Annotated in this window: 27 protein-coding genes; 22 read left to right on the forward strand and 5 right to left on the reverse strand. The window is 66.5% G+C overall.

What is annotated here, in order from left to right; all coding sequences use genetic code 11:
* Window positions 1-66 precede the first annotated feature (66 nt).
* From ACZ1J6_RS19705 to ACZ1J6_RS19765, 13 genes are all read left to right on the forward strand, one after another.
* On the forward strand, window positions 67-978 hold the full coding sequence (locus tag ACZ1J6_RS19705; RefSeq protein ID WP_132268059.1) for a heme o synthase: 912 nt from the start codon (window positions 67-69) through the stop codon (window positions 976-978).
* Window positions 979-989: 11 nt separating this feature from the next.
* Window positions 990-1,121 carry a hypothetical protein gene (locus ACZ1J6_RS19710; RefSeq protein WP_279388332.1) on the forward strand — a complete coding sequence of 44 codons (132 nt, stop codon included), beginning with the start codon at window positions 990-992 and terminating at the stop codon, window positions 1,119-1,121.
* Window positions 1,121-1,726 carry a cytochrome c oxidase assembly protein gene (locus ACZ1J6_RS19715; RefSeq protein WP_132268061.1) on the forward strand — a complete coding sequence of 202 codons (606 nt, stop codon included), beginning with the start codon at window positions 1,121-1,123 and terminating at the stop codon, window positions 1,724-1,726. The genes ACZ1J6_RS19710 and ACZ1J6_RS19715 overlap by 1 nt, the downstream gene beginning before the upstream one ends.
* 89 nt (window positions 1,727-1,815) lie before the next feature.
* Complete coding sequence (locus ACZ1J6_RS19720) at window positions 1,816-2,637, forward strand: cytochrome c oxidase subunit 3 (protein ID WP_132268062.1); 822 nt, start codon at window positions 1,816-1,818, stop codon at window positions 2,635-2,637.
* Between the two features lie 100 nt (window positions 2,638-2,737).
* Complete coding sequence (locus ACZ1J6_RS19725) at window positions 2,738-3,304, forward strand: SURF1 family protein (protein ID WP_465127851.1); 567 nt, start codon at window positions 2,738-2,740, stop codon at window positions 3,302-3,304.
* A gap of 209 nt (window positions 3,305-3,513) precedes the next feature.
* Window positions 3,514-4,914: a threonine synthase gene (gene thrC / locus ACZ1J6_RS19730; RefSeq protein ID WP_465127852.1), complete on the forward strand. Its 1,401-nt coding sequence runs from the start codon at window positions 3,514-3,516 to the stop codon at window positions 4,912-4,914.
* Window positions 4,914-5,816: a class I SAM-dependent methyltransferase gene (locus ACZ1J6_RS19735; protein WP_431568534.1), complete on the forward strand. Its 903-nt coding sequence runs from the start codon at window positions 4,914-4,916 to the stop codon at window positions 5,814-5,816. The genes thrC and ACZ1J6_RS19735 overlap by 1 nt, the downstream gene beginning before the upstream one ends.
* A gap of 26 nt (window positions 5,817-5,842) precedes the next feature.
* Window positions 5,843-6,214 (forward strand): dihydroneopterin aldolase, encoded by a 372-nt coding sequence (locus tag ACZ1J6_RS19740; RefSeq protein WP_134094150.1) that lies wholly within the window; start codon window positions 5,843-5,845, stop codon window positions 6,212-6,214.
* A gap of 3 nt (window positions 6,215-6,217) precedes the next feature.
* Window positions 6,218-6,538, forward strand: a complete 321-nt coding sequence (locus ACZ1J6_RS19745) for a Rossmann fold domain-containing protein (protein WP_134093822.1) — start codon at window positions 6,218-6,220, stop codon at window positions 6,536-6,538.
* Window positions 6,539-6,574: 36 nt separating this feature from the next.
* Window positions 6,575-7,579: a GTP 3',8-cyclase MoaA gene (moaA, locus tag ACZ1J6_RS19750; protein WP_465127853.1), complete on the forward strand. Its 1,005-nt coding sequence runs from the start codon at window positions 6,575-6,577 to the stop codon at window positions 7,577-7,579.
* A 1-nt stretch (window position 7,580) separates the two neighbouring features.
* Window positions 7,581-7,817 carry a MoaD/ThiS family protein gene (locus tag ACZ1J6_RS19755; RefSeq protein ID WP_314468288.1) on the forward strand — a complete coding sequence of 79 codons (237 nt, stop codon included), beginning with the start codon at window positions 7,581-7,583 and terminating at the stop codon, window positions 7,815-7,817.
* Window position 7,818: 1 nt separating this feature from the next.
* Window positions 7,819-8,265, forward strand: coding sequence for a molybdenum cofactor biosynthesis protein MoaE (locus ACZ1J6_RS19760; RefSeq protein ID WP_465127854.1), 447 nt, complete (start codon window positions 7,819-7,821; stop codon window positions 8,263-8,265).
* Window positions 8,266-8,383: 118 nt separating this feature from the next.
* The gene (locus ACZ1J6_RS19765) at window positions 8,384-8,818 is read left to right on the forward strand and encodes a hypothetical protein (RefSeq protein WP_465127855.1); all 435 of its coding nucleotides are present in this window, start codon (window positions 8,384-8,386) and stop codon (window positions 8,816-8,818) included.
* Window positions 8,819-8,944: 126 nt separating this feature from the next.
* On the opposite strand, the gene ACZ1J6_RS19770 is transcribed toward ACZ1J6_RS19765, so the two are convergent.
* The gene (locus ACZ1J6_RS19770) at window positions 8,945-9,475 is read right to left on the reverse strand and encodes a hypothetical protein (protein WP_465127856.1); all 531 of its coding nucleotides are present in this window, start codon (window positions 9,473-9,475) and stop codon (window positions 8,945-8,947) included.
* A 363-nt stretch (window positions 9,476-9,838) separates the two neighbouring features.
* Here ACZ1J6_RS19770 and rplU point away from each other — a divergent pair, with 363 nt between their 5' ends.
* The 4 genes from rplU (at window position 9,839) to ACZ1J6_RS19790 (ending at window position 12,040) form a co-directional block, all read left to right on the forward strand.
* A complete protein-coding gene (gene rplU / locus ACZ1J6_RS19775) occupies window positions 9,839-10,135 on the forward strand; it encodes a 50S ribosomal protein L21 (protein WP_132268078.1) in 297 nt (98 codons plus the stop codon).
* A gap of 24 nt (window positions 10,136-10,159) precedes the next feature.
* Window positions 10,160-10,429, forward strand: coding sequence for a 50S ribosomal protein L27 (gene rpmA / locus ACZ1J6_RS19780; RefSeq protein ID WP_021233962.1), 270 nt, complete (start codon window positions 10,160-10,162; stop codon window positions 10,427-10,429).
* Between the two features lie 262 nt (window positions 10,430-10,691).
* A complete protein-coding gene (locus tag ACZ1J6_RS19785) occupies window positions 10,692-11,279 on the forward strand; it encodes a GNAT family N-acetyltransferase (protein WP_465127857.1) in 588 nt (195 codons plus the stop codon).
* A 203-nt stretch (window positions 11,280-11,482) separates the two neighbouring features.
* The gene (locus ACZ1J6_RS19790) at window positions 11,483-12,040 is read left to right on the forward strand and encodes a GNAT family N-acetyltransferase (RefSeq protein WP_465127858.1); all 558 of its coding nucleotides are present in this window, start codon (window positions 11,483-11,485) and stop codon (window positions 12,038-12,040) included.
* A gap of 36 nt (window positions 12,041-12,076) precedes the next feature.
* Here ACZ1J6_RS19790 and ygfZ read toward each other — a convergent pair whose 3' ends face one another.
* Window positions 12,077-12,823: a CAF17-like 4Fe-4S cluster assembly/insertion protein YgfZ gene (gene ygfZ / locus ACZ1J6_RS19795; RefSeq protein WP_465127859.1), complete on the reverse strand. Its 747-nt coding sequence runs from the start codon at window positions 12,821-12,823 to the stop codon at window positions 12,077-12,079.
* Between the two features lie 90 nt (window positions 12,824-12,913).
* The gene (locus ACZ1J6_RS19800) at window positions 12,914-13,819 is read right to left on the reverse strand and encodes a LysR family transcriptional regulator (protein WP_465127860.1); all 906 of its coding nucleotides are present in this window, start codon (window positions 13,817-13,819) and stop codon (window positions 12,914-12,916) included.
* A 132-nt stretch (window positions 13,820-13,951) separates the two neighbouring features.
* Between ACZ1J6_RS19800 and ACZ1J6_RS19805 the strand changes: the two genes are divergently transcribed.
* Both ACZ1J6_RS19805 and ACZ1J6_RS19810 read left to right on the forward strand, forming a co-directional pair.
* On the forward strand, window positions 13,952-14,650 hold the full coding sequence (locus ACZ1J6_RS19805; RefSeq protein WP_465127861.1) for a pirin family protein: 699 nt from the start codon (window positions 13,952-13,954) through the stop codon (window positions 14,648-14,650).
* Between the two features lie 37 nt (window positions 14,651-14,687).
* Complete coding sequence (locus tag ACZ1J6_RS19810) at window positions 14,688-15,266, forward strand: nitroreductase family protein (protein WP_132268088.1); 579 nt, start codon at window positions 14,688-14,690, stop codon at window positions 15,264-15,266.
* Between the two features lie 119 nt (window positions 15,267-15,385).
* On the opposite strand, the gene ACZ1J6_RS19815 is transcribed toward ACZ1J6_RS19810, so the two are convergent.
* Window positions 15,386-15,727, reverse strand: a complete 342-nt coding sequence (locus ACZ1J6_RS19815; protein ID WP_442046418.1) for a hypothetical protein — start codon at window positions 15,725-15,727, stop codon at window positions 15,386-15,388.
* 202 nt (window positions 15,728-15,929) lie between these two features.
* Here ACZ1J6_RS19815 and ACZ1J6_RS19820 point away from each other — a divergent pair, with 202 nt between their 5' ends.
* Window positions 15,930-16,643 (forward strand): HPP family protein, encoded by a 714-nt coding sequence (locus tag ACZ1J6_RS19820; protein WP_243654354.1) that lies wholly within the window; start codon window positions 15,930-15,932, stop codon window positions 16,641-16,643.
* 16 nt (window positions 16,644-16,659) lie between these two features.
* On the opposite strand, the gene rarD is transcribed toward ACZ1J6_RS19820, so the two are convergent.
* Window positions 16,660-17,556 (reverse strand): EamA family transporter RarD, encoded by an 897-nt coding sequence (gene rarD, locus ACZ1J6_RS19825; RefSeq protein ID WP_132268092.1) that lies wholly within the window; start codon window positions 17,554-17,556, stop codon window positions 16,660-16,662.
* A 207-nt stretch (window positions 17,557-17,763) separates the two neighbouring features.
* On the opposite strand from rarD, the gene ACZ1J6_RS19830 reads away from it, so the two are divergent.
* Window positions 17,764-18,174, forward strand: coding sequence for a glycine zipper 2TM domain-containing protein (locus ACZ1J6_RS19830; protein ID WP_132268093.1), 411 nt, complete (start codon window positions 17,764-17,766; stop codon window positions 18,172-18,174).
* Between the two features lie 352 nt (window positions 18,175-18,526).
* A complete protein-coding gene (locus tag ACZ1J6_RS19835) occupies window positions 18,527-19,270 on the forward strand; it encodes a hypothetical protein (RefSeq protein ID WP_465127862.1) in 744 nt (247 codons plus the stop codon).
* Window positions 19,271-19,287: the final 17 nt, after the last annotated feature.

A 19,287-nucleotide genomic window follows, 5' to 3' on the forward strand; every position in this document is an offset into this window, starting at 1 on the left:
GGGACGACGCCCGATTCGCAAGGAACTCGCCTTTCGCGACTTTGCGGGTGTATGGGGCCAACCACCATGACGACAACGAGTCCCTCTCCCGCCGCAACGCTCCCCGCCGATTGGCGCGACCTTTTCGCGCTGACCAAGCCGCGGGTGATGAGCCTGGTGATCTTCACCGGCCTCTGCGGCCTGCTTGCCGCGCCGGAACGGATCCATCCGGTCCTCGCCTTCACCGCCATCCTCTGCATCGCCATGGGCGCTGGCGGTGCCGCCGCGCTGAACCAGTGGTGGGAGGCCGATCTCGACGCCGGGATGAAGCGCACGGCGAAGCGCCCCCTGCCGCAAGGCCGGCTGGACCGCACGACCGCGCGCGATTTCGCGGGCGTGCTCTGCGCCGTCTCGGTCTTCCTGATGGGCTTTGCAGTCGGCTGGTTGCCCGCCGCGATCCTGGCGATCTCGATCGTCTACTATGCCGTCATCTACACGATCTGGCTCAAGCCGCGCACACCGCAGAACATCGTGATCGGCGGCGGCGCCGGGGCCTTCCCGCCGCTGATCGGCTGGGTGGCCGTCACCGGCGAGATCACGCTGATGCCGGTGCTGCTCTTCGCCATCATCTTCTTCTGGACCCCGCCGCACTTCTGGGCGCTCGCGCTCTTCGTGAAGAGCGATTACGCCAAAGTCGGCATCCCGATGATGCCGGTGGTCGCGGGCGAGAAGGCGACGCGGCACCAGATCCTGCTCTACGCCGTCCTCCTGCTGCCGCTTTCGGCGCTGCCCTGGTGGTTCGGCGCCCATGCGATCTACGGCGTTTCCGCCCTGGTCCTCTCCACGCTGTTCCTGGCGCTTTCCATCCGTGTCGGCCTGCGCGAACGCAGCGGGCCGGACGATGACATGAAGCCGGAAAAGCAGCTTTTCGCCTATTCGGTGCTCTACCTCTTCGCCCTGTTCGCGGCGCTGGTGGTGGATCGCTTCATCGTCCTGTGAAAGATCGAAGCATGAACGACGTCCAGCAGCCCGATCCCCGCACGCCGCAGCAGATTCGCCGGAGCCGCAACCGCGTGCTGGCGCTCAGCCTGGCGGGCTTCGTGGTACTGGTGTTCTTCATCTCGATCGCGAAGATGAGCTGATGGCAGGCGCAGCCGCTCCTTCCACCGACGGCAAGACCCGCAGCAACCGGCGCGTCGCTTTCATCGCCCTGTCGATGGCTCTCGGCATGCTGGGGCTGGGCTATGCCTCGGTGCCGCTCTACCGGATCTTCTGCCAGGTGACCGGCTATAACGGCACCACCCGCCGGGCGGACGAGGCGCAGGCGGCAGCCGTGCAGGTGACCGACAAGACCGTGTCGATTCGCTTCGACGCCAATGTCGAACGCGGCATGCCCTGGCAGTTCAAGCCGCTCCAGCGCACCGACACGGTGACCATCGGCGAGCGCGACATGGCGCTTTTCTGGGCCAAAAACGATTCGGACAAAGTGATCACCGGCACGGCGAGCTTCAATGTGGAGCCCGAGCAGGCGGCGCGCTACTTCAACAAGATCCAGTGTTTCTGCTTCACCGAACAGACGCTCCAGCCGGGCGAAGCGGTGAAGATGCCGGTGATCTACTACGTCGATCCGGCGTTCCTGAACGACCCGGATAACAAGGACGTGGAGCAGATCACGCTGAGCTATACCTTCCATGTCACCAGCACCTCGGATGCAAAGACACTGGACCACAGCCAAACGGGCGGTTAAGTCCCGGTACGGGAAACAAATCACGGGGGGAGCATTACCCCACCGGAAGAATCGAACACTGAAGTTTCGAGAACGGGGACGAAGGCACCATGGCCGGTACCAAGAATCACGATTACCATATTCTGCCGCCGGACATTGCGCCGCTGGCGACCACCATCGGTGCGCTCACGTTCACTTCGGGCATGGTCCTGTTCATGCACGACATGGCGGGTGGCAAGTTCGTGCCCTGGCTGGGCCTCGCGATCCTGCTGGCCTCGATGTTCATGTGGTTCTCCAAGATCGTCAATGAAGCCCATGCCGGCGATCACACGCCGGTCGTGCAGCTTCACCAGCGCTACGGCATGATCCTGTTCATCGCTTCCGAAGTGATGTTCTTCGTCGGCTGGTTCTGGGCCTTCTTCGACTTCTCGCTGTTCCCTTCGACGCTTGCCGAAGTGGTCGGTGGCCAGTGGCCGCCCAAGGCGATCGAAGCCGTCATGGACCCGTTCGACCTGCCGCTGCTCAACACGCTGATCCTGCTCTGCTCGGGCACGACCGTCACATGGGCGCACCATTCGCTGATCCACGGTGACCGCGAAGGGCTGAAGAAGGGGCTCTGGGCCACGATCCTGCTCGGCCTGTTGTTCTCCAGCATCCAGGCTTACGAATATATCCATGCGCCCTTCCCCTTCGGGAAGAACACCTATGGCTCGGCCTTCTACATGGCCACGGGCTTCCACGGCTTCCACGTCATCGTCGGCACCATCATGCTGATCGTTTGCCTGAAGCGCACCTACAACGGCGATTTCACGCCGCGCCAGCACTTCGGCTTCGAAGCCGCGGCCTGGTACTGGCACTTCGTGGACGTGGTCTGGCTGTTCCTTTTCATCGCCATCTACGTCTGGGGCGGCTGGGGCTATCCCACGCACTGACCGGCCGGCCTGCCGGTCAACGGCAGTCCCATCGTTCGAACAGGAGGGCAGCCGCGCACCGCGTCTGCCCTCTTTCGGTTGAATGACCCAAGGAACGTCCATGCGCCCGATCCCCCTGATCCCCACGTTCCTGGTGCTGGTGGCGGTGACCGTCATGGTCTCGCTCGGCTTCTGGCAGTTGCGCCGCCTTCACGAGAAGGAGGCTTTGCTGGCGCACTACGCCAGCGCCAAAGGCGCGGCGCAGGAAGTGGCATGGCCGCGCGATCGGGCCGGGCAGGAAGACCTGCTGTACCGCCGCGCCCGGCTCGACTGCGCGACCGTGACCGGCCATTCGAGCATCGCCGGCCGCAACGACAAGGACGAATCGGGCGCGGCACAAACGGCAGACTGCACCCTCGCGGATGGAACCCGTGCCCTGGTCGTGCTTGGATGGTCGCGCTTGCCGATGGCGGCGGGCGGATGGGAAGGCGGCCCGGTTCACGGCATCGTGGCGCCGGGCCCTCGGCTCGTGGCGACCCCTCCGCTTGCAGGGCTGGAGGCGAACGCCATTCCCGATCCCTCGGAGATTCCCAACAACCACTTCGCCTATGCGATCCAGTGGTTCCTCTTCGCGGCGACCGCGCTGGTGATCTACGCGCTGGCGTTGATGAAGCGGGGGCAGAAGTAAGCTCGCACGCCATTCGCAGGCGGCGGGCGCGGCGTGCCACGAGGCGATGATGCGCGGCGTCGAGGGAGGGCGTGAGCTGCCTGCACTCTGGCCGCGCCTTAGTTGCCCGCCTCGATCGGTCCCGATCTACGCCCCCCTTTAGGAATTGTTCGCGCGCCAGCCCAACGACAGGCTTTTCATTTCGCGCCCCTGCGGCTAACCGCGCCACCATGGATTACATCAGCACCCGCGGCAGCGCACCGGCGCTCGATTTCGAAGGCGCCACGCTCGCCGGTCTCGCCTCCGACGGCGGCCTTTATGTGCCGCGCGAATGGCCGCGCTTCTCCGGCGAAGAGATCGCCGCGATGGCGGGCCTGCCTTATGCCGAGCTGGCGGCGAAAATCATGTTCCCCTTCGTCGAGGGCAGCCTGACCTACGACCGGCTGCTGGAACTGACCACCCAGGCTTACGGCCGCTTCGCGCACAAGGCGGTGACGCCGCTGAAGCAGCTCGATGAGCAGCAGTGGGTGCTGGAACTGTTCCACGGCCCGACGCTGGCGTTCAAGGACGTGGCGCTGCAACTGCTGGGCCTGCTGTTCGAGGAATTCCTCGGCCGATCGGAGCGTAACCTGACGATCGTCGGCGCGACTTCGGGCGATACCGGATCGGCCGCGATCGACGCGGTGGCCGGCCGCGCCAAGGTCGACATCTTCATGCTGCACCCCAAGGGCCGCGTGTCCGACGTGCAGCGCCGCCAGATGACGACGGTGCTGGCACCCAACGTTTACAACGTGGCGATCGACGGCTCGTTCGACGACGCGCAGGCGACCGTGAAGCGCATGTTCAACGACAAGGCGATGACCGACCGCTTCGCCATCGGCGCGGTGAACTCGATCAACTGGGCGCGCCTGATGGCCCAAGTGGTTTACTACTTCGCTGCCGGGCTCCAGCTGGGTGCGCCGCATCGCAAAGTCGCCTTCTCGGTGCCGACCGGCAACTTCGGCGACGTGTTCGCCGGCTATGTCGCCGCGCAGATGGGCCTGCCGGTCGAGAAGCTGATCGTCGCCACCAATGTGAACGACATTCTCCACCGCGCGCTGGCAGACGGCGACTATTCGCAAGGCACCGTCACGCCCACCGCCGCCCCGTCGATGGACATCCAGGTCTCGTCGAACTTCGAACGCCTGCTGTTCGACCTGGGCGGCCGCGACGGCCAGGCGCTGGCCGCGCAGATGGACGGATTCGAAGCGACCAAGGCCATGCAGCTCACCAATGCGCAGCGCGAAGGCGCTGCCGCACTGTTCTCCTCCGCGCGCACCGATGCCGACGAAATGGCCTCGACCATCCGCTGGGCCTGGGAGAACTGCGGCGAACTGATCGATCCGCACACCGCCTGCGGGCTCTTCGCCGCCCGCACTGCCGGAATCGACGCGAGCATTCCGGTCGTCACGCTGGCGACCGCGCATCCCGCCAAGTTCCCGGACGCCGTCGAGCGCGCCACCGGCCAGCGCTCGGGCCTGCCCGCGCGCGTCGGTGACTTGTTCGAGCGCGAGGAAAAGTGCGTCGAACTCACCGGCGACTACGATTCGATCGCCACTTTCGTGGCCCAGCACGCGAGCCCGAAGGTCTGATGGCACGCCTCGAAACCCAACCCGTCATCCTCGCCGGAGAGGGCTGGGACGATTACGGCCTTGTCGATTCGGGCCACGGCCGCAAGCTGGAGCGCTATGGCGACTACCGCTTCGTGCGCCCCGAACCGCAGGCGATGTGGACGCCGCGCCTTGAAAACTGGGATGCGCACGGCGAATTCGTGCCCGGATCGGACGAGGACGGCGGCGGCCGCTGGCAGTTCGACAAGGCCGTGCCGCGTGACGGTTGGCCGCTTGCCTGGAACGAAGTGAGCTTCACCGCGCAGTGCACGCCGTTCCGCCATCTCGGCTTCTTCCCGGACATGGCGCCGGTGTGGGACTGGATGCGCGAGATGCTGGCCGGTCGCGACGATGCCAATACGCTGAACCTGTTCGGCTACACGGGCGTCGGCACCCTGGCGCTTTCCGCCCACGGCCCTGTCACCCATGTCGATGCGTCGAAGAAGTCGGTCGGTCAGGCACGCGAGAATGCGGCGCTGGCCGGGCTTCAGGATCGTCCGGTTCGCTGGATGATCGACGATGCCGCCAAATTCGCGGCGCGCGAAGTGCGCCGGGGCAAGCGGTACGACGGCATCATTCTCGATCCGCCGAAGTTCGGCCGCGGCCCGACCGGCGAGACGTGGCGCCTGGAGGAGAACCTCCCCGGCCTGCTCGCCGATTGCCGCCAATTGCTCGACGCGGACAGCAAGTTCCTGTTCCTCACCGTCTATGCCGTGCGCATGTCCTCGCTGGCGTTGGCCGGGCTGATGGAAGAACTGTTCCGCGACCTGCCGGGCACCATCGAGCACGGCGACCTTTCCGTTCGCGAGGACGGCGTCTCCGAAAAGGACGGGGGCCGCCTGCTGCCGACGGCAATCTTCGCGCGCTGGCGCAATAACGGCTAAAGGCCCCCGCCATGCACCTCACCGCCATGACCGATTCGCTCATTCTGGAAGTCGCCGATTTCGAACACGATGTCCTTACCGGCATCTATTCGGAAGAGACCGGCAAGCCGCAGCCGCTGCGCTTCACGATCTCCGTGCAGCTGAAGCCCATCGATCGCTACGCGCCCGATACCCCGCTCACGGCCAGCAAGAACTACATGGACCTCAAGTTCGCGGCCAGCGAAGCGCTGCCGCAGGGCGTCCACTTCAAGCTGATCGAAGCCGTGGCCGATCACGTCTGCGAAACGCTGTTCCTCCAGGACGAGCGGGTCGAGGCCGTGACGGTGAAGATCGTCAAGCTCGCCATCGCCGAAGCGGGCGAGAAGATCGGCATGACGCTCACCCGGCATCGCCGCTGAGCCGTGATCCTGCGCGTCGGACCTCTGGCGGAAGACCCGCTCGATGCCGCCGCGCAGTTCCATGCCGATATCCTGCCGCAGGTCCGCGCCGCGCTGGCGGCGGAGGCTGACCTCACGCTGGTCTTCGCCCCGGCTGGGCACGAGCATCGCGGCTGGCGGCTGTCCGTGATCCAGGCGCTGGCCCGCAGCCACGCGCCGCGGCGGGTAAACGCCCTGACCGGAGACGGCGAGGCGGCCATTGCCGCCGCCGCTGCCTGGCTGGCCGAGGCTCCGGGCGTGACCGGGCAATACCTCCCCCTCGACGGCTCCCATTCTTTCGCTTGATGGGAATGGCGCACGGGGCCTACTATATGGGCTTCCATGAGCACTGCTGCGCCTCTCATTGACCAGTTCCAGCGCCGAATCACCTATCTGCGGCTTTCGGTGACGGATCGGTGCGACTTGCGCTGCGCTTATTGCATGCCGGATCGCATGACCTTCCTGCCCAGGAAGGACGTGCTCACGCTGGACGAACTGCACGAGCTGTCGCTGGGGTTCATTGCGCGCGGCGTCACCAAGCTGCGGCTGACCGGCGGTGAGCCGCTGGTGCGGCGGGACATGATCGAACTGGTCCGCGCGCTCGGCCGCAAGCTGGGCCACGGCCTGGAAGAACTGACGCTCACCACCAACGGCACGCGCCTGCCCGAATTCGCGGACGACCTGTTCGCGGCGGGCGTGCGGCGAATCAACGTCTCGCTCGACACGCTGGACCGCGCGGCGTTCGAGAAGCTGACCCGGCGCGATTCGCTGCCGCAAGTGCTGGAAGGCCTGAAGGCTGCCAAGGCGGCTGGCTTGCGGGTGAAGATCAACACGGTCGCGCTCAAGGCCGTGAACGAGCGGGAAATTCCCCGGATCGTCGCTTGGGCTCACGAGCAGGGATTCGAATCCACGCTGATCGAGGTCATGCCGCTGGGCGAAGTGGAGGAAGACCGCTTCGACCACTACCTGCCTTTGTCGGAAGTTCGCGCCGATCTCGAGGAGCGCTGGACGCTGCATCCCAGTCTCCACCGCACCGGCGGCCCCGCCCGCTACTTCGACGTGGCGGAAACCGGCGGCCGCATCGGCCTCATCACGCCGCTTACCCAGAATTTCTGCGAGGGCTGCAACCGCCTGCGCGTCACGGCGACCGGGCAGCTATATGCCTGCCTCGGTGGTAACGAGCAGGTGGACTTGCGTGCGGCGCTGCGCAGCGCCGATCCGCAGGCCGGGCTGGACGCCGCTCTCGACACGGCGATGCGGATCAAGCCGGAGCGTCACCATTTCGCCATCGACCGGCGCGGCGCGGCGCCGGCGCTGGCCCGGCACATGTCGATGACAGGCGGCTGACATGGCGCTTGAACTCGTGTTTCTCGGCCGGCTGGAAGATCTGGCCGGCAGCTCCGGCCGCGTGGTACCCTTCGCACCTTCGCTGGCGGCGGTGATCGCAGCCTTGGAGCCGGACCTTTCCGCCGCCGTCAAGGAACCGCGCATCCGCTACGCCGTGAACGGCACGCTCGTGCAAGGCGACGTGGAACTGCGCGAGGGGGACGAAGTGGCTTTCCTTCCCCCGGTTTCCGGCGGCTGAGGTGAGCAGCACCGTTCGCCTGTCCACCGATCCCTTCGATCCTGCCGAAGCGCTGCGCCAGTTCGCCGCGGGGGTGCCGCAGGCGGGCGGTATCGTCAGCTTTCTGGGGCAGGTTCGCGAGGGCGGCGGCGTGGAAGCGCTTGAACTCCGGCACTATGCGCCGCTGACCCTGCCCGCGATGGAAGCGCTTGCCGCGCGAGTGCGTGGGCGCTGGTCGCTGGACGGCCTGCTGGTCATCCATCGCAGCGGTACCATGCAGCCGGGTGAACCGATCGTCCTGGTCGCCGCTGCCGCGCGCCACCGCCGCGATGCTTTCGCTGCGGCCGACTTCGCGATGGACCATCTCAAGAGCGAATCGTGGTTCTGGAAGCGCGAGAAAGTGGCGGGCGAATGGCGCTGGATCGAACCGCGCCCGCAGGACATCGAAGACCTCGCGCGCTGGGCTTGATCGCGGGGCGTCCGATAGCCTGAGGCGGATCCCGTTTCGTAACTTTTCCGCGGTTTGACCGGCATCAATTCCTCCGGCGCGTAAACGGCCCATGGGTGCTCCACAAGGAGATCACGCCATGACGCAACGTCTCGACAAGCAACAACTTCGCGAACTGGCCATCGCGGTCAGCTTGCCCGCAGGCGCCGACCCGTCGCCTGCGACCGTCGATCGCGGTTTCGGCCTGCCGACGGGCCTCTACCTCGCGACCGTCGCGCTCTATCTCGGCTTCATCGGCGTCATGGCCGCCTCGTTCCTCAATCCGGAACTGGCGATCCCGATGGTGATCTTTGCGGGCTTCGTCGTCTTCGCCTTCGCCCTGGCCGGCTACTGGACGCGCATGAAGCCCGCAAACGATACCGCGCCGCCCGATTGGGCGCAGTTCCGCGCGCGCGGCATCGAAACTTCGAGCGGAAGGCTGACTGCGGGCGAGGCGACCGTTCAGGTCCTCCTGCTTCCCGTGCTGATCCTGGGCTGGGGACTGGCCGTCGCGGTCATAGTCGCCCTGAGGTGATCCTGCCTCCCGTTTTCCGACCTGAGCCGGGGGGCTTCCGGTCGGGAACGGTCCGTTCGGACGACCCCTCCCTCGCAAGGGGGAGGGGTTTTTCGTGTCTCGACGCCTTGGAATGCGGGGCGAGGTTCAGGTCTTGAGGCGCGCGTCGAGGCCGGTGATGACGTCGTTCTGCGTGTTCACGAGGCCCTGGACCTGGCTGCGCGCGGTATCGATGGCGAGGGCGCTGGGCGATTCGTCCACCGGCTCGGCCTGCCGGGCATCGGCATAGAGCGAATCGAGATCCGCCAGGGCGGCAACGGCGCTGTCGCGGCTGGACTGAAGGGCCGCCACGGCCACTTGCGCCGAAATCCACGCATCGCTCGTGCGCGAGGACCGGGCCGCGGCCGCCACGGCGCGATCGGCGGCGGGGCGCTTGGCCGCGAACTGCTTGTCCGCGTCGCGCGCGGCGGCAACCAGCCCGTCGATTCGGGTGGTGAGGTCGGCCGTGGGCGGGGGCAACTGCACGGGCGGCGGCGTGGGCTCGGCCGCGGCGGGCATGGCGGAGCGTTCCACTGCGCGATAGGACAGGGAGGGATAGCTCCCCGCCGTCGAGCAGGCGCTCAGGCCAAGGGCCAGCATGCCGAGGGCCAGAGCCCCCAGGGGCTGCGTGGGCGCCAACGTTCGCGCGGCTATGGGGGAAGCCTTCCGATTCGCGGGGCAGGGCGGGATCAGCGGCTGGAAACGGGCTGGTACGCGGGTCATGGTGCTGCCATAGCATGGTCATGGCCGATCGCGAGGGCCAATCCATGGCCATCCAAGCGGATGTCCGGGTTGAATCGCGTTTCGCGGCCTGTGCCGGGCGACTCCTTGGTTGACACGAATCGGGTGGTGGACTAACGGCACCCTTCTTTCCGGTACCCCGTGCAAATGGGGACGCCGGTGCGTCGCCCGCAAGGCTCCACGGTTCCTTCCTGGACCAGAGCGGCCGGGGCAGAGTTGTTTCGGCCTGTTTAGGGCTCATTGATATTAGGTAAGGGCACCATGTTCGCAGTTGTGCGCACGGGCGGCAAGCAGTATCGGGTTGCCGCCGGAGACAAGATCGCGGTTGAAAAGCTGGCTGGTGAAGCCGGTGAGACCATCACGCTGGGCGACGTTCTGCTCGCCGGCAACGACGGCGAAGTCGCTGACGCCTCGAAGATCACGGTTTCGGCCGAGATCATCGCTCAGGCCAAGAGCGAAAAGGTCGTGGTGTTCAAGAAGCGCCGCCGCCACAACTATCGTCGCAAGAACGGCCACCGCCAGCAGATGACCCTGCTGCGCATCGTGTCCGTCGCCTGAGCCAAAGATCGGAAGGACTGAGCAATGGCACATAAGAAAGCAGGCGGTTCGTCGCGCAACGGTCGTGACTCTGCGGGCCGCCGCCTTGGCGTTAAGAAGTTCGGCGGTCAGGAAGTGATCGGCGGCAACATCATCATCCGTCAGCGCGGCACCCGCGTGTACCCGGGCGTGAACGTCGGCATGGGCAAGGATCACACCCTGTTCGCACTCGCCGAAGGTCGCGTGCGTTTCCACGACGGTAAACTCGGCCGTAAGTACGTCTCGGTAGACGCTATGGCAGAAGCCGCCGAATAATCGGATGGTCGATCAAAGGGCCATCCTGACGGGATGGCCCCGCCGATCTTCTTGAGATCGGCTGAACGAGGGAGAGGGGCCTGCCCGTCTCCCTCTTTTCGTGTCTCCCTCTCGCACGGCGCAACTGTCTTACAGAGCGACTAAGTCGTACATTTTCTTACGAATTTGCACGGATATTTCAGGCTCTCCGGACGTTGTGCGTAATCGCAATGTCACGCGCAAACCTTAGGAAAGGCGCGGGGCGGATGAGTGGAGATACTCTATGTTCGTTCGCAGCGAACGGCTGTTTCTGCGGCCCGGCTGGCCCGAGGACCAGGACGAGTTCCTGGCCTTGATCGACGACGAAAGCGTCGTGCGCAATCTGACGCGCGCGCCCTGGCCCTATACCGGCGAAGACGCCCGGCGCTTTCTGGATGCCGCGCCGGACATGCTGCTGCCGCGTTTCCTGATCACCCAGCCCGGCTCGCACGGCACGCGCATCATCGGCTGCATCGGCTTGTCCCTGCTCGATGGCGAAGCGAACCTGGGCTATTGGATCGCCCGCGACCATTGGGGGCAGGGATTTGCGAGCGAAGCCGCGCGCGCGGTGCTCTCGCTGGCCCGCGCCATCGGCCACAAGCGTATCGTCGGCAGCCACTTCGTCGACAACCCGGCCTCGGGCCGCGTGCTTGAAAAGGTGGGATTCCGGCCCACCGGGCGCGTGCTCGAACGCTACAGCGAAGGGCGCGCTGCAAGCTGCCTCTCGCGCGAATATGCCGTCGAGTTCGATTCGCCCAGCGATTGCGGCGACGATTGCGACAATTCCGGCCTAGGCAGCGCCCAGGCCATGGCGCCCAAGCGCGCCGCCTGACCTTTGTCGCGTCCCCGGCCCTGCCCGGCCGGGGACGACGATTCCTCCAAATCCCTGAAAAGACAGGACTGCCGGATCGCGGCTTACCGGCGCGTGATCGCCGGTCGACTTCTCGCGTCCGGCCGCAGCAAAAGCCGTGCATTGCAACTGGCTTTGTGCATAGTGTGTCCTGCGGACAAAATAGAAAAACGGAGAACCGTCACATGTTCATCCGCACGGAGAGATTGTTCCTGAGGCCCGGCTGGCCGGAAGACTTCGACGAACTGGTGAATGCCATTTCGGAGGAGACGGCTCAGCGCAATCCCGGCGTAGGCGAATTGCCGCGCTCGACGCGCGCCATGCGCGACTATCTGGCCAAGCCGCGCGATCCGCGCCTGCCTCACCTCGTCATGTATCTGCGCGCGCCCGGCGGCCCCAAGCTCGTGGGCGGCATCGGTCTCGGCCGGATCGAGAACGAAGTGGAACTGGGCTACTGGATCGCACCGTCCCATCGCGGGCGGGGCTTCGCGCGGGAAGCCGTGCGCGCGGTGCTCGCCCAGGCGCGAACGCTGGGGCATCGGCGCGTGGTCGCCAGCCATTTTGCAGACAATCCGGCTACGCTGGATGTGCTGCAGGAGGCCGGTTTCGCGGATTCCGGGCAGGAGCGGGAGCGTTTCGCCCAAGGCAGGGCCATGCCGATCCGCGCGCGGATCTATGTTGCCAACCTTGGGGAGCGGCCGTTCCTGCGGGCGCCGATGCCGACGAACGTGCTTTCGGCCTGATCGTTCCGGTCAGGCCGCAGGCTCATGCCCCGAAAATCAGGCCTGCAGTTCGAGCCATTTCGGCGCGATCAGCGGATCGATGTCCTCCACGCGCAAGTGGTCCACCGCCAGCCCCAGTTCGGGATAGGCGGCGCGGCGGCGCTTCTCGTCCGAGCGGGCCAGCGGCACCACGATCAGCCGGCGGTTGACCTTCTGCCGCCAGTTCATCCGTGCGGTGTTCTCCTGGCCCACGTAGCAGCCCTTGGTGAAGCTGACGCCGTGCAGTTCGACCGCGTTGCATTCCAGCCAGAGCGTCTCACCGTCGCCGAGTTCGGCGCGGCCTTCGGGTACGCCCATGGCGAGCCGGTGGGCGCGCCATGCCGCATCGGCGCCTTCGAATTCCGAGGGATCGGTGGGGTCGACCGGAGCGATCCAGCGTTCGCCCAGGCCATGGTGGCGGGGGTCCGGGGCGGCGCCGTCACCCGTATGCGGGCGCCAGTGGACGGCAAGGGTATCGTCGCGGGCGATGTCGATGGCCCGGCGCAGGCGGTACATCGACAAGCGCTTGACCAGAGCCTCGGCCGCTTCCGCCTCGCAATCGATCAGCAGGCCGTGCCCGCCCGGCCAGACCAGGAAGTCGAACAGCGCCTTGCCTTGCGGGGAAAGCAGCGCGGCCCAGGTGGGCAGCCCGCCCTTCACGTCAGCGGTGACGAGCCCTTGCAGGAACTCGGCAACGTCTTCATTCGAATCGGGGCGGGGGGAGAGCCGGATAACGGCGCGGTCGAACAGGCGGCTGGCGGTCATGGCCGATAAGTGGGGCAGGGCGGCGGACTGCGCAAGTGTCCGAATGACAGGCCGGAAAAGCTTGGGTGACGGCGTGGCCGGGAGGTGTGGTCAGGGACAGCCAGCAAGGCGTTCGCGGATTTCGTCGAGAACCCAGACGGCGGCGGGGCCCGGTGGGCTGTCCTTGCGCCAGAGGGCGACAAGGGCATAGTCCATCGTCGGCCGCTCGGGCAGGTGAAGTTCGACCAGCTCGCCGCTCGCCAGGTCCGCGGCGATGCGGTGGCGCGGCATGGAGCCCCAGCCGATTCCCTCCTTGAGCAGCGCATGCTTGGCGCCGAGATCGGCCAGCCGCCACGAACGCGGGCTGAATACCGAGAAATCGCGGCCCTCCGTCAGCGGGGAGCGGTCTGTCAGCACCAGCTGGAGGTGCTTGCGCGCCGCGCCGGGCGGAATTGGGCCGGGGTTTGCCAAGGGGTGACCGGGCGCGGCGACCGGCACCATTTCCACGGCGCCCACCGTCTCGCGCTGGATTTCCGGCAGGTCGAGAATATCGGGTCCGGCGATGGCCAGGGTGGCGCGCCGATCCATCACCAGCGCGGCGACGGCGCCCAGAGCCTCGACATGAAGGCGCAGCGGCACGCTGGGGAACATCACCTGAAAGTCGCGCAGCAGCTTGGCGAGGACATTGCCGGGCACCATCACGTCCACCGCCAGCGAAAGTTCGGCCTCCAGCCCCTGTCGCAGGCTGCGGACTTTGGCGAGCAGGGCATCGACGTCGTCGGCAATGGCATGGGCCTCGCTCAGCAGCGCCCGACCCGATTCGGTGAGCCGGGGCTTTCGCGACCCTTCGCGCTCGAACAGGCGGACATCGAGCTGGGCCTCGAGCTGGGCGATGGCATAGCTCACCACCGAGATCGCCCGGCCCAGCTTGCGGGCGGCACCGCCGAAGCTGCCCTCCTCGACGACGAGCAGGAATGTGCGCAAGTGATCCAGACTGGGCGGGACAATGTCGACCACGATGCGAAGCCTTCAGCTTAGTTGAACATCTCGATCGATTTTATCCCAATTATCCGATGACCCTGCAAGGGCTACTTGATCAGCAGGCAGACCGCATATCCGCGGCAGACTAACCCCCTTCAGGAGGGCCACATGATCGAAGTCCGTCCCTTCGCAAGCCTCGGCGCCGCCGACCACGGCTGGCTCGATGCCCACCACCACTTCTCCTTCGCCGACTATCACGATCCTGCGCGCACCAATTGGGGCCGTCTGCGGGTCTGGAACGACGACACCATCGGTCCGCGCGCCGGATTTCCGCCGCATCCACACCGCGACATGGAGATCATCACCTATGTCCGCACCGGCGCGATCACGCACAAGGACAGCCTGGGCAACGAAGGCCGCACGGGCGCCGGCGACGTCCAGGTGATGAGCGCGGGCACCGGCATCGTCCACTCCGAGTTCAATCTCGAGGATGAAGCCACCACCCTGTTCCAGATCTGGATCCTGCCCGACGAACGCGGCGAGGCTCCGGGCTGGGGCGCGCGTCCTTTCCCCCGCGGCGATCGTGCCGGCCACTTCGTCACGCTCGCCAGCGGCATCGCCGGAGACGGGGATGCCCTGCCGATCCGCGCCGATGCCCGGGTTCTGGGCGCCACCGTCAAGGCGGGTGACAGCGTGACTTACCCGACCGAACCGGGCCGCCATCTCTATCTCGTCTCTGCAAGAGGCCGGATCCTGGTGGACGACATCGAAGCGCAGCCGCGCGACGGCGTGGCGATCACCGGTCTCGACTCCATCACCGTGACCGCGATCGAGGACGCCGAACTCGTCCTTGTCGACGCGGCCTGAACTCTCTCCCGACACTCTCAACACCAAGGAAATCGACATGACCGGACGTATTGCCCATCCCAAGGTTGAAAAGCTGATCGTCAATCGCTGGTCGCCCCGCGCGTTCGATGGCAGCGAGATCCCGCAGGAAGACCTCGACGTGATCTTCGAAGCCGCCGGCTGGGCGCCTTCGGCCTATAACGTGCAGCCCTGGACCTTTCTCTATGCCCGCAAGGGCGACGCCAACTGGGACCTGCTGCTCTCGCAGCTGATCGAGTTCAACCAGGGCTGGGCCAAGGACGCTTCGGCGATCGTCTACGTCGTGTCCGACAGCCAGATGCGTTCGGACAAGGGCAATTCGGATAACCACAGCCACAGCTTCGATGCCGGTGCGGCCTGGGCGCTGGCTGCCCTTCAGGCGCAGGCCCTGGGCTATCACACGCATGGCATGACCGGCCTGAAGTTCGGTGAGGCCGAAAAGGCGCTGGGCATTCCCGCCGACCACCGCCTCGAAGCCGCTTTCGCCATCGGCAAGATGGGCGACAAGAGCCAGCTTCCCGAGTTCCTGCAGGAGCGCGAAGTCGCCTCCGGCCGCAAGCCGGTGGCGGAAATCGCCAAGGCCGGCACTTTCGCCTGATCCAACCGGGCGTTCCGGCGCTTTCCTCTCCCTTTAGCCGGCGCTTCCTCTGCCGGCCCTCCCCCTGCCGGCCTCGAGGCCCGATCCGCCACTCCCTTGGGCGGATCGGGCTTTTTCGTTCAGAACTTCCGCTTCACGCCGACCATGACTCGCTGGCTCTTGCTGCCGTCCGGCATCGAGGCGGAATCGAGGTGAACGTCGATCGAGGTGCCGCCGCCGATGTCCAGTCGGGCGCGGGGCGGTCCATCGGGAATGCTGTAGTCCGTCGAGAGCGGCGGCAGCCGTTCCTGTTCGGGATCGGGCGCGCAGACGACGATCTCGCCGGGCTTGCCCTCGGGGCAGCGGGGGCGAATAACGCTGAAACCCGCGGAGGGCGGCGCGCGCATCTGCCTAAGGTCGAATGCATCGACGGTCTGCTCGGTAACGGTGGGAGCGGAAGGTGCGGCGTCGATCGCTGGCATGGGAAGCTCCGGAGGGAACACGCAGGCAAACATTCGAAGATGGCCGATTTGCGGCAGGCCAGCGGTTTCCGGGCACCCGGCGATGACCAGACCCGTTACAATTCGTCTATCCGGGCCCCAAGCACGAGTCGCCTCGCCACGATGGTGGACATGGTTCATAGGGCGCCGCGACGGAAACCAAGTTCAGGAGAAGGGCCGGGTGGTGGCTCGAACGACAGCACGGTGGCGGGACGGATGGGGCAACAGCCGGATCGGCGGCCTGGTTGCAGGCGCGATCGGCCATCTCGGCTGGGTGCGCGGGGCCCTTGGCGGCATGCTGGGCATTGCCATTGCCGGCGGCGTGACGCTCCTGCTCGAAATGAAGGGACTGGAACAGGCGGGGCTTGCCGCGCTGCCGTTCCTTCTGGCGCCGCTCGGCGCTTCGGCGGTCCTGGTGTTCTGCGTGCCTGCCAGCCCGCTGGCGCAGCCCTGGTCAGTGGTTGGCGGAAACATGGTCTCGGCCATCGTCGGGCTGACCGCGGGGCACTTGCTGGGGACGCCCTGGCTCGCGGCGTCTGTGGGCGTGGGACTGGCGATCGTGGCCATGTCGCTGACGCGCAGCCTGCATCCGCCCGGTGGCGCCTGCGCGCTGCTCTATGCGCTGGGGGCCACGGGCGACCAGTCCTGGGGCATCGGCCATCTCGTGCCGCTGGCGCTGAACCTGATATTCCTGTTCCAGTTCGGCTGGCTCTACAACAACCTGACCGGCCACCCCTGGCCGCACCGCGCGCCCAAAGTGCAGCACAAGACACCCGAGCCTTATACGCGCGCGGATATCGAGGCCTTGCTGGCGGAATGGGACGAAGTGCTCGATGTCGAAGTCGACGATCTCGACGCCTTCGTCCAGGCGCTGCTGCGCAAAGGAAAGCAGGCCTGACCTGGCAGGCCTGCGCTCAGGCGGCGGCCTTGCGCTTGCGGGACAGCAGGTCCCAGCAGAACACCGCGATGGCCGTCCAGATGAACAGGAAGCAGAAAATCTGGACCGGCCGCAGCGGCTCTCCGAACACGAAGAGGCCGAGCAGGAATATGCCCGTCGGCGTCACGAACTGGATGAAGCCCAGCACCGAGAAGTCCAGCTTGCGAGCCGCGCCGGCGAAAAGCAGCAGCGGAATCCCGGTGACGATCCCGGCGCAGGCGAGCAGGAGGCTGATGTTCAGCGACTGCCCCATGGCCAGCCCCGCCGGGCCGGAAGCCTGCCAGCCCAGCAGGCCCAGCGCGGGAATCAGCAGCACCAGCGTCTCCACCGTCAGCCCCGGCAGCGATTCGACGGGGGCCAGCTTTCGCACCAGGCCATAGCCGGCAAAGCTGAGGGCGATGCCCATGCTGATCCACAGCGTGTCCAGCGCGCCGCCCGCCAGCATGGCCACGCCGATGGCAGCGAGGCCGACCGCGGTCCATTGCAGGCGCGATAGCCGCTCGCGCAGGAAGATGGTGCCTGCCAGCACGTTGACCAGCGGATTGATGTAGTAGCCCAGGCTCGCCGCGATGACGTGGCCTTCCATCACCGCCAGGACGTAGATCAGCCAGTTGGTGCCGATCAGCAGGCCGCTGACGGCCAGCGTGCCGAGCAGGCGCGGATTGCCGAGCGCGGCCCGAAGCTGCGCGCCCTGGCGCAGCACGGCGACCATGATGAGGCAGAAGGGCAGGGTGAACAGCAGCCGCCAGGCCACGACCTCGAACGGGGAAACCGCGTGGAGCATCGCGAAATAGAGCGGGAACAGGCACCAGATCAGATAGGCGCCGAAAGCCTGCGCAAGGCCGCCGCTACGGCGAGTGGTTTGGTGCTGCATCGAAAACCCCGTGGATCGTCCGGTGCGATAAGTGCCGAAAGGTCCGTCCGCAAGCAGTTCGTCGCAAGACGTTCCTCGCCTCGTCGATATCGCCAATTCTGACAGCCGCGTTGCGGATCGTTCAGGTTCGATGCCCTAAAGCTGAATGCGTACCGCGGATCGAGCCTCGAAAGGCCCCCTCCCCGGCAATGACGAGGAGATTTTGAGATGAACGCATTTTTCAAGGCAACCGCCCTCGCTGCCGCAACGGCCAGCCTGGCGACCGCTCTTCCCGCTTCGGCTGCCGTCAGCTACGCGCCGACCCACGAATTCCAGGCCCCCGGCGAACAGGAATACGGCCACGGCCGTGAGCGCTATTCGCGCGAAGACTATCGCCGCGGCTACGGCAACCGCGACCGCTACTATCGCGGCGACCGCCACTACCGCGGCAACGACCGCCGCTACGACTGCCGCCGTTCGAGCGGCACCACCGGCCTGCTGGTCGGCGGTGCGGCGGGCGCCCTGGCCGGTCGTGCCATCGACACCCGCGGTGACCGTGCCACCGGCACCGTCCTCGGCGCCGCCGCCGGCGCCCTGCTCGGCCGCGAAGTCGACCGCGGCGGTTCGCGCTGCCGCTGATAAATCCGGGCGCGACTTGCGCCTGACAGGAACTGGCTTCCCCGTGAGGACGGCGACTTACGGGGGAGACCTCCCGAACTCCATCTGATGGGGGCGGGTGGGAGAGGGCGCTCGTGGCTTCGGCTGCGGGCGCCCTCGACCTGTTTCGGGGCTTCGCGCACACAGGCGCTGTATGCCGATCCTCCATTCCCTGACCGCAAACCTTTGCCTGCGGCCCTTCCCGAATTGGGACGTGCGCGGGATTCCCAGCGGAGAGGCCTTGAATTTCCGCCATTTACCGGGAATTCTCGGCCGATGAACTGGATGTCGGGAAGACGCATGCGATCTTCCGGGGGACAAGGACGCGACGAGGATGGCCATTATGACGAAGGTTCCGGCGCAGCACTCCGCCGCCCCGCACTTCATGCTCCTGGCTCTGGCCGGATCGCTGGCGCTGGCGGGCTGTAACGCCAAGACGAAGAAGCCCGATGCGGCCGGGAGCGAGGCCGCGGCCTCCGGTGCCCTGGGCGATCAGATCGTGGTCGATCCCGAAATGTCCGGAGAGAGCGGCGAAGCCGCCGCGGGCAAGGACGGCCCGGTCACGCTGAAGGCGGCCGATCGCACGCCGGCGGCTATCTCGGCCGCCCGGAAATCGGCCGCGGATGCCGCGGGCGGCAAGCTCCTGCCCGCGCCGGTCCCGCAGAAAGCCAGCGCCTCGGCGCTCGCCCAGAGCGCCGCGACTGCCGCGCAAGTCAGCGACAGCGCACGCGCGGCCAAGACCGATTGCTCCGCCAAAGTCCAGTATTCCGCTGCCTGGGCCGCCAAGCTGCCCGCCGCCATCCCCGTCTATCCGCGCGGCGCCGTGAAGGAAGCGGCGGGCACTGACGCTGACGGCTGCGCGCTCCGTGTCGTCAATTACGGCACGGCGGTCTCGCCCGAGGATGTCGTCAGCTTCTACTATTCGATGGCGCAGCGCGGCGGCTATACCGCCGAATATCGCATCGACGGCGGCGATCATGTGATCGGCGGCCGCAAGGCAGGGCAAGCCTACGTGGCTTTCGTGCGCAAACTGGAAGGCGGCGTGACCGAGGTCGATCTGGTCACCAGCGGGAAGTGACGGCCCCGGGTTCGTAA

Source organism: Novosphingobium sp. BL-S-21 (assembly GCF_055521655.1).

What these genes read in the sequence shown, in the direction of transcription:
- ACZ1J6_RS19755 (WP_314468288.1), top strand. Translation starts at nt 7,581, where the DNA reads ATGGCGCTTGAACTCGTGTTTCTCGGCCGGCTGGAAGATCTGGCCGGC.
- rpmA (WP_021233962.1), top strand. Translation starts at nt 10,160, where the DNA reads ATGGCACATAAGAAAGCAGGCGGTTCGTCGCGCAACGGTCGTGACTCT.
- ACZ1J6_RS19735 (WP_431568534.1), top strand. Translation starts at nt 4,914, where the DNA reads ATGGCACGCCTCGAAACCCAACCCGTCATCCTCGCCGGAGAGGGCTGG.
- ACZ1J6_RS19705 (WP_132268059.1), top strand. Translation starts at nt 67, where the DNA reads ATGACGACAACGAGTCCCTCTCCCGCCGCAACGCTCCCCGCCGATTGG.
- ygfZ (WP_465127859.1), bottom strand. Translation starts at nt 12,823, where the DNA reads ATGACCGCCAGCCGCCTGTTCGACCGCGCCGTTATCCGGCTCTCCCCC.
- rarD (WP_132268092.1), bottom strand. Translation starts at nt 17,556, where the DNA reads ATGCAGCACCAAACCACTCGCCGTAGCGGCGGCCTTGCGCAGGCTTTC.
- ACZ1J6_RS19815 (WP_442046418.1), bottom strand. Translation starts at nt 15,727, where the DNA reads ATGCCAGCGATCGACGCCGCACCTTCCGCTCCCACCGTTACCGAGCAG.
- ACZ1J6_RS19790 (WP_465127858.1), top strand. Translation starts at nt 11,483, where the DNA reads ATGTTCATCCGCACGGAGAGATTGTTCCTGAGGCCCGGCTGGCCGGAA.
- ACZ1J6_RS19720 (WP_132268062.1), top strand. Translation starts at nt 1,816, where the DNA reads ATGGCCGGTACCAAGAATCACGATTACCATATTCTGCCGCCGGACATT.
- ACZ1J6_RS19725 (WP_465127851.1), top strand. Translation starts at nt 2,738, where the DNA reads ATGCGCCCGATCCCCCTGATCCCCACGTTCCTGGTGCTGGTGGCGGTG.
- ACZ1J6_RS19810 (WP_132268088.1), top strand. Translation starts at nt 14,688, where the DNA reads ATGACCGGACGTATTGCCCATCCCAAGGTTGAAAAGCTGATCGTCAAT.
- ACZ1J6_RS19740 (WP_134094150.1), top strand. Translation starts at nt 5,843, where the DNA reads ATGACCGATTCGCTCATTCTGGAAGTCGCCGATTTCGAACACGATGTC.
- thrC (WP_465127852.1), top strand. Translation starts at nt 3,514, where the DNA reads ATGGATTACATCAGCACCCGCGGCAGCGCACCGGCGCTCGATTTCGAA.
- moaA (WP_465127853.1), top strand. Translation starts at nt 6,575, where the DNA reads ATGAGCACTGCTGCGCCTCTCATTGACCAGTTCCAGCGCCGAATCACC.
- ACZ1J6_RS19710 (WP_279388332.1), top strand. Translation starts at nt 990, where the DNA reads ATGAACGACGTCCAGCAGCCCGATCCCCGCACGCCGCAGCAGATTCGC.
- ACZ1J6_RS19715 (WP_132268061.1), top strand. Translation starts at nt 1,121, where the DNA reads ATGGCAGGCGCAGCCGCTCCTTCCACCGACGGCAAGACCCGCAGCAAC.
- ACZ1J6_RS19805 (WP_465127861.1), top strand. Translation starts at nt 13,952, where the DNA reads ATGATCGAAGTCCGTCCCTTCGCAAGCCTCGGCGCCGCCGACCACGGC.
- ACZ1J6_RS19830 (WP_132268093.1), top strand. Translation starts at nt 17,764, where the DNA reads ATGAACGCATTTTTCAAGGCAACCGCCCTCGCTGCCGCAACGGCCAGC.
- ACZ1J6_RS19765 (WP_465127855.1), top strand. Translation starts at nt 8,384, where the DNA reads ATGACGCAACGTCTCGACAAGCAACAACTTCGCGAACTGGCCATCGCG.
- ACZ1J6_RS19835 (WP_465127862.1), top strand. Translation starts at nt 18,527, where the DNA reads ATGGCCATTATGACGAAGGTTCCGGCGCAGCACTCCGCCGCCCCGCAC.
- ACZ1J6_RS19785 (WP_465127857.1), top strand. Translation starts at nt 10,692, where the DNA reads ATGTTCGTTCGCAGCGAACGGCTGTTTCTGCGGCCCGGCTGGCCCGAG.
- rplU (WP_132268078.1), top strand. Translation starts at nt 9,839, where the DNA reads ATGTTCGCAGTTGTGCGCACGGGCGGCAAGCAGTATCGGGTTGCCGCC.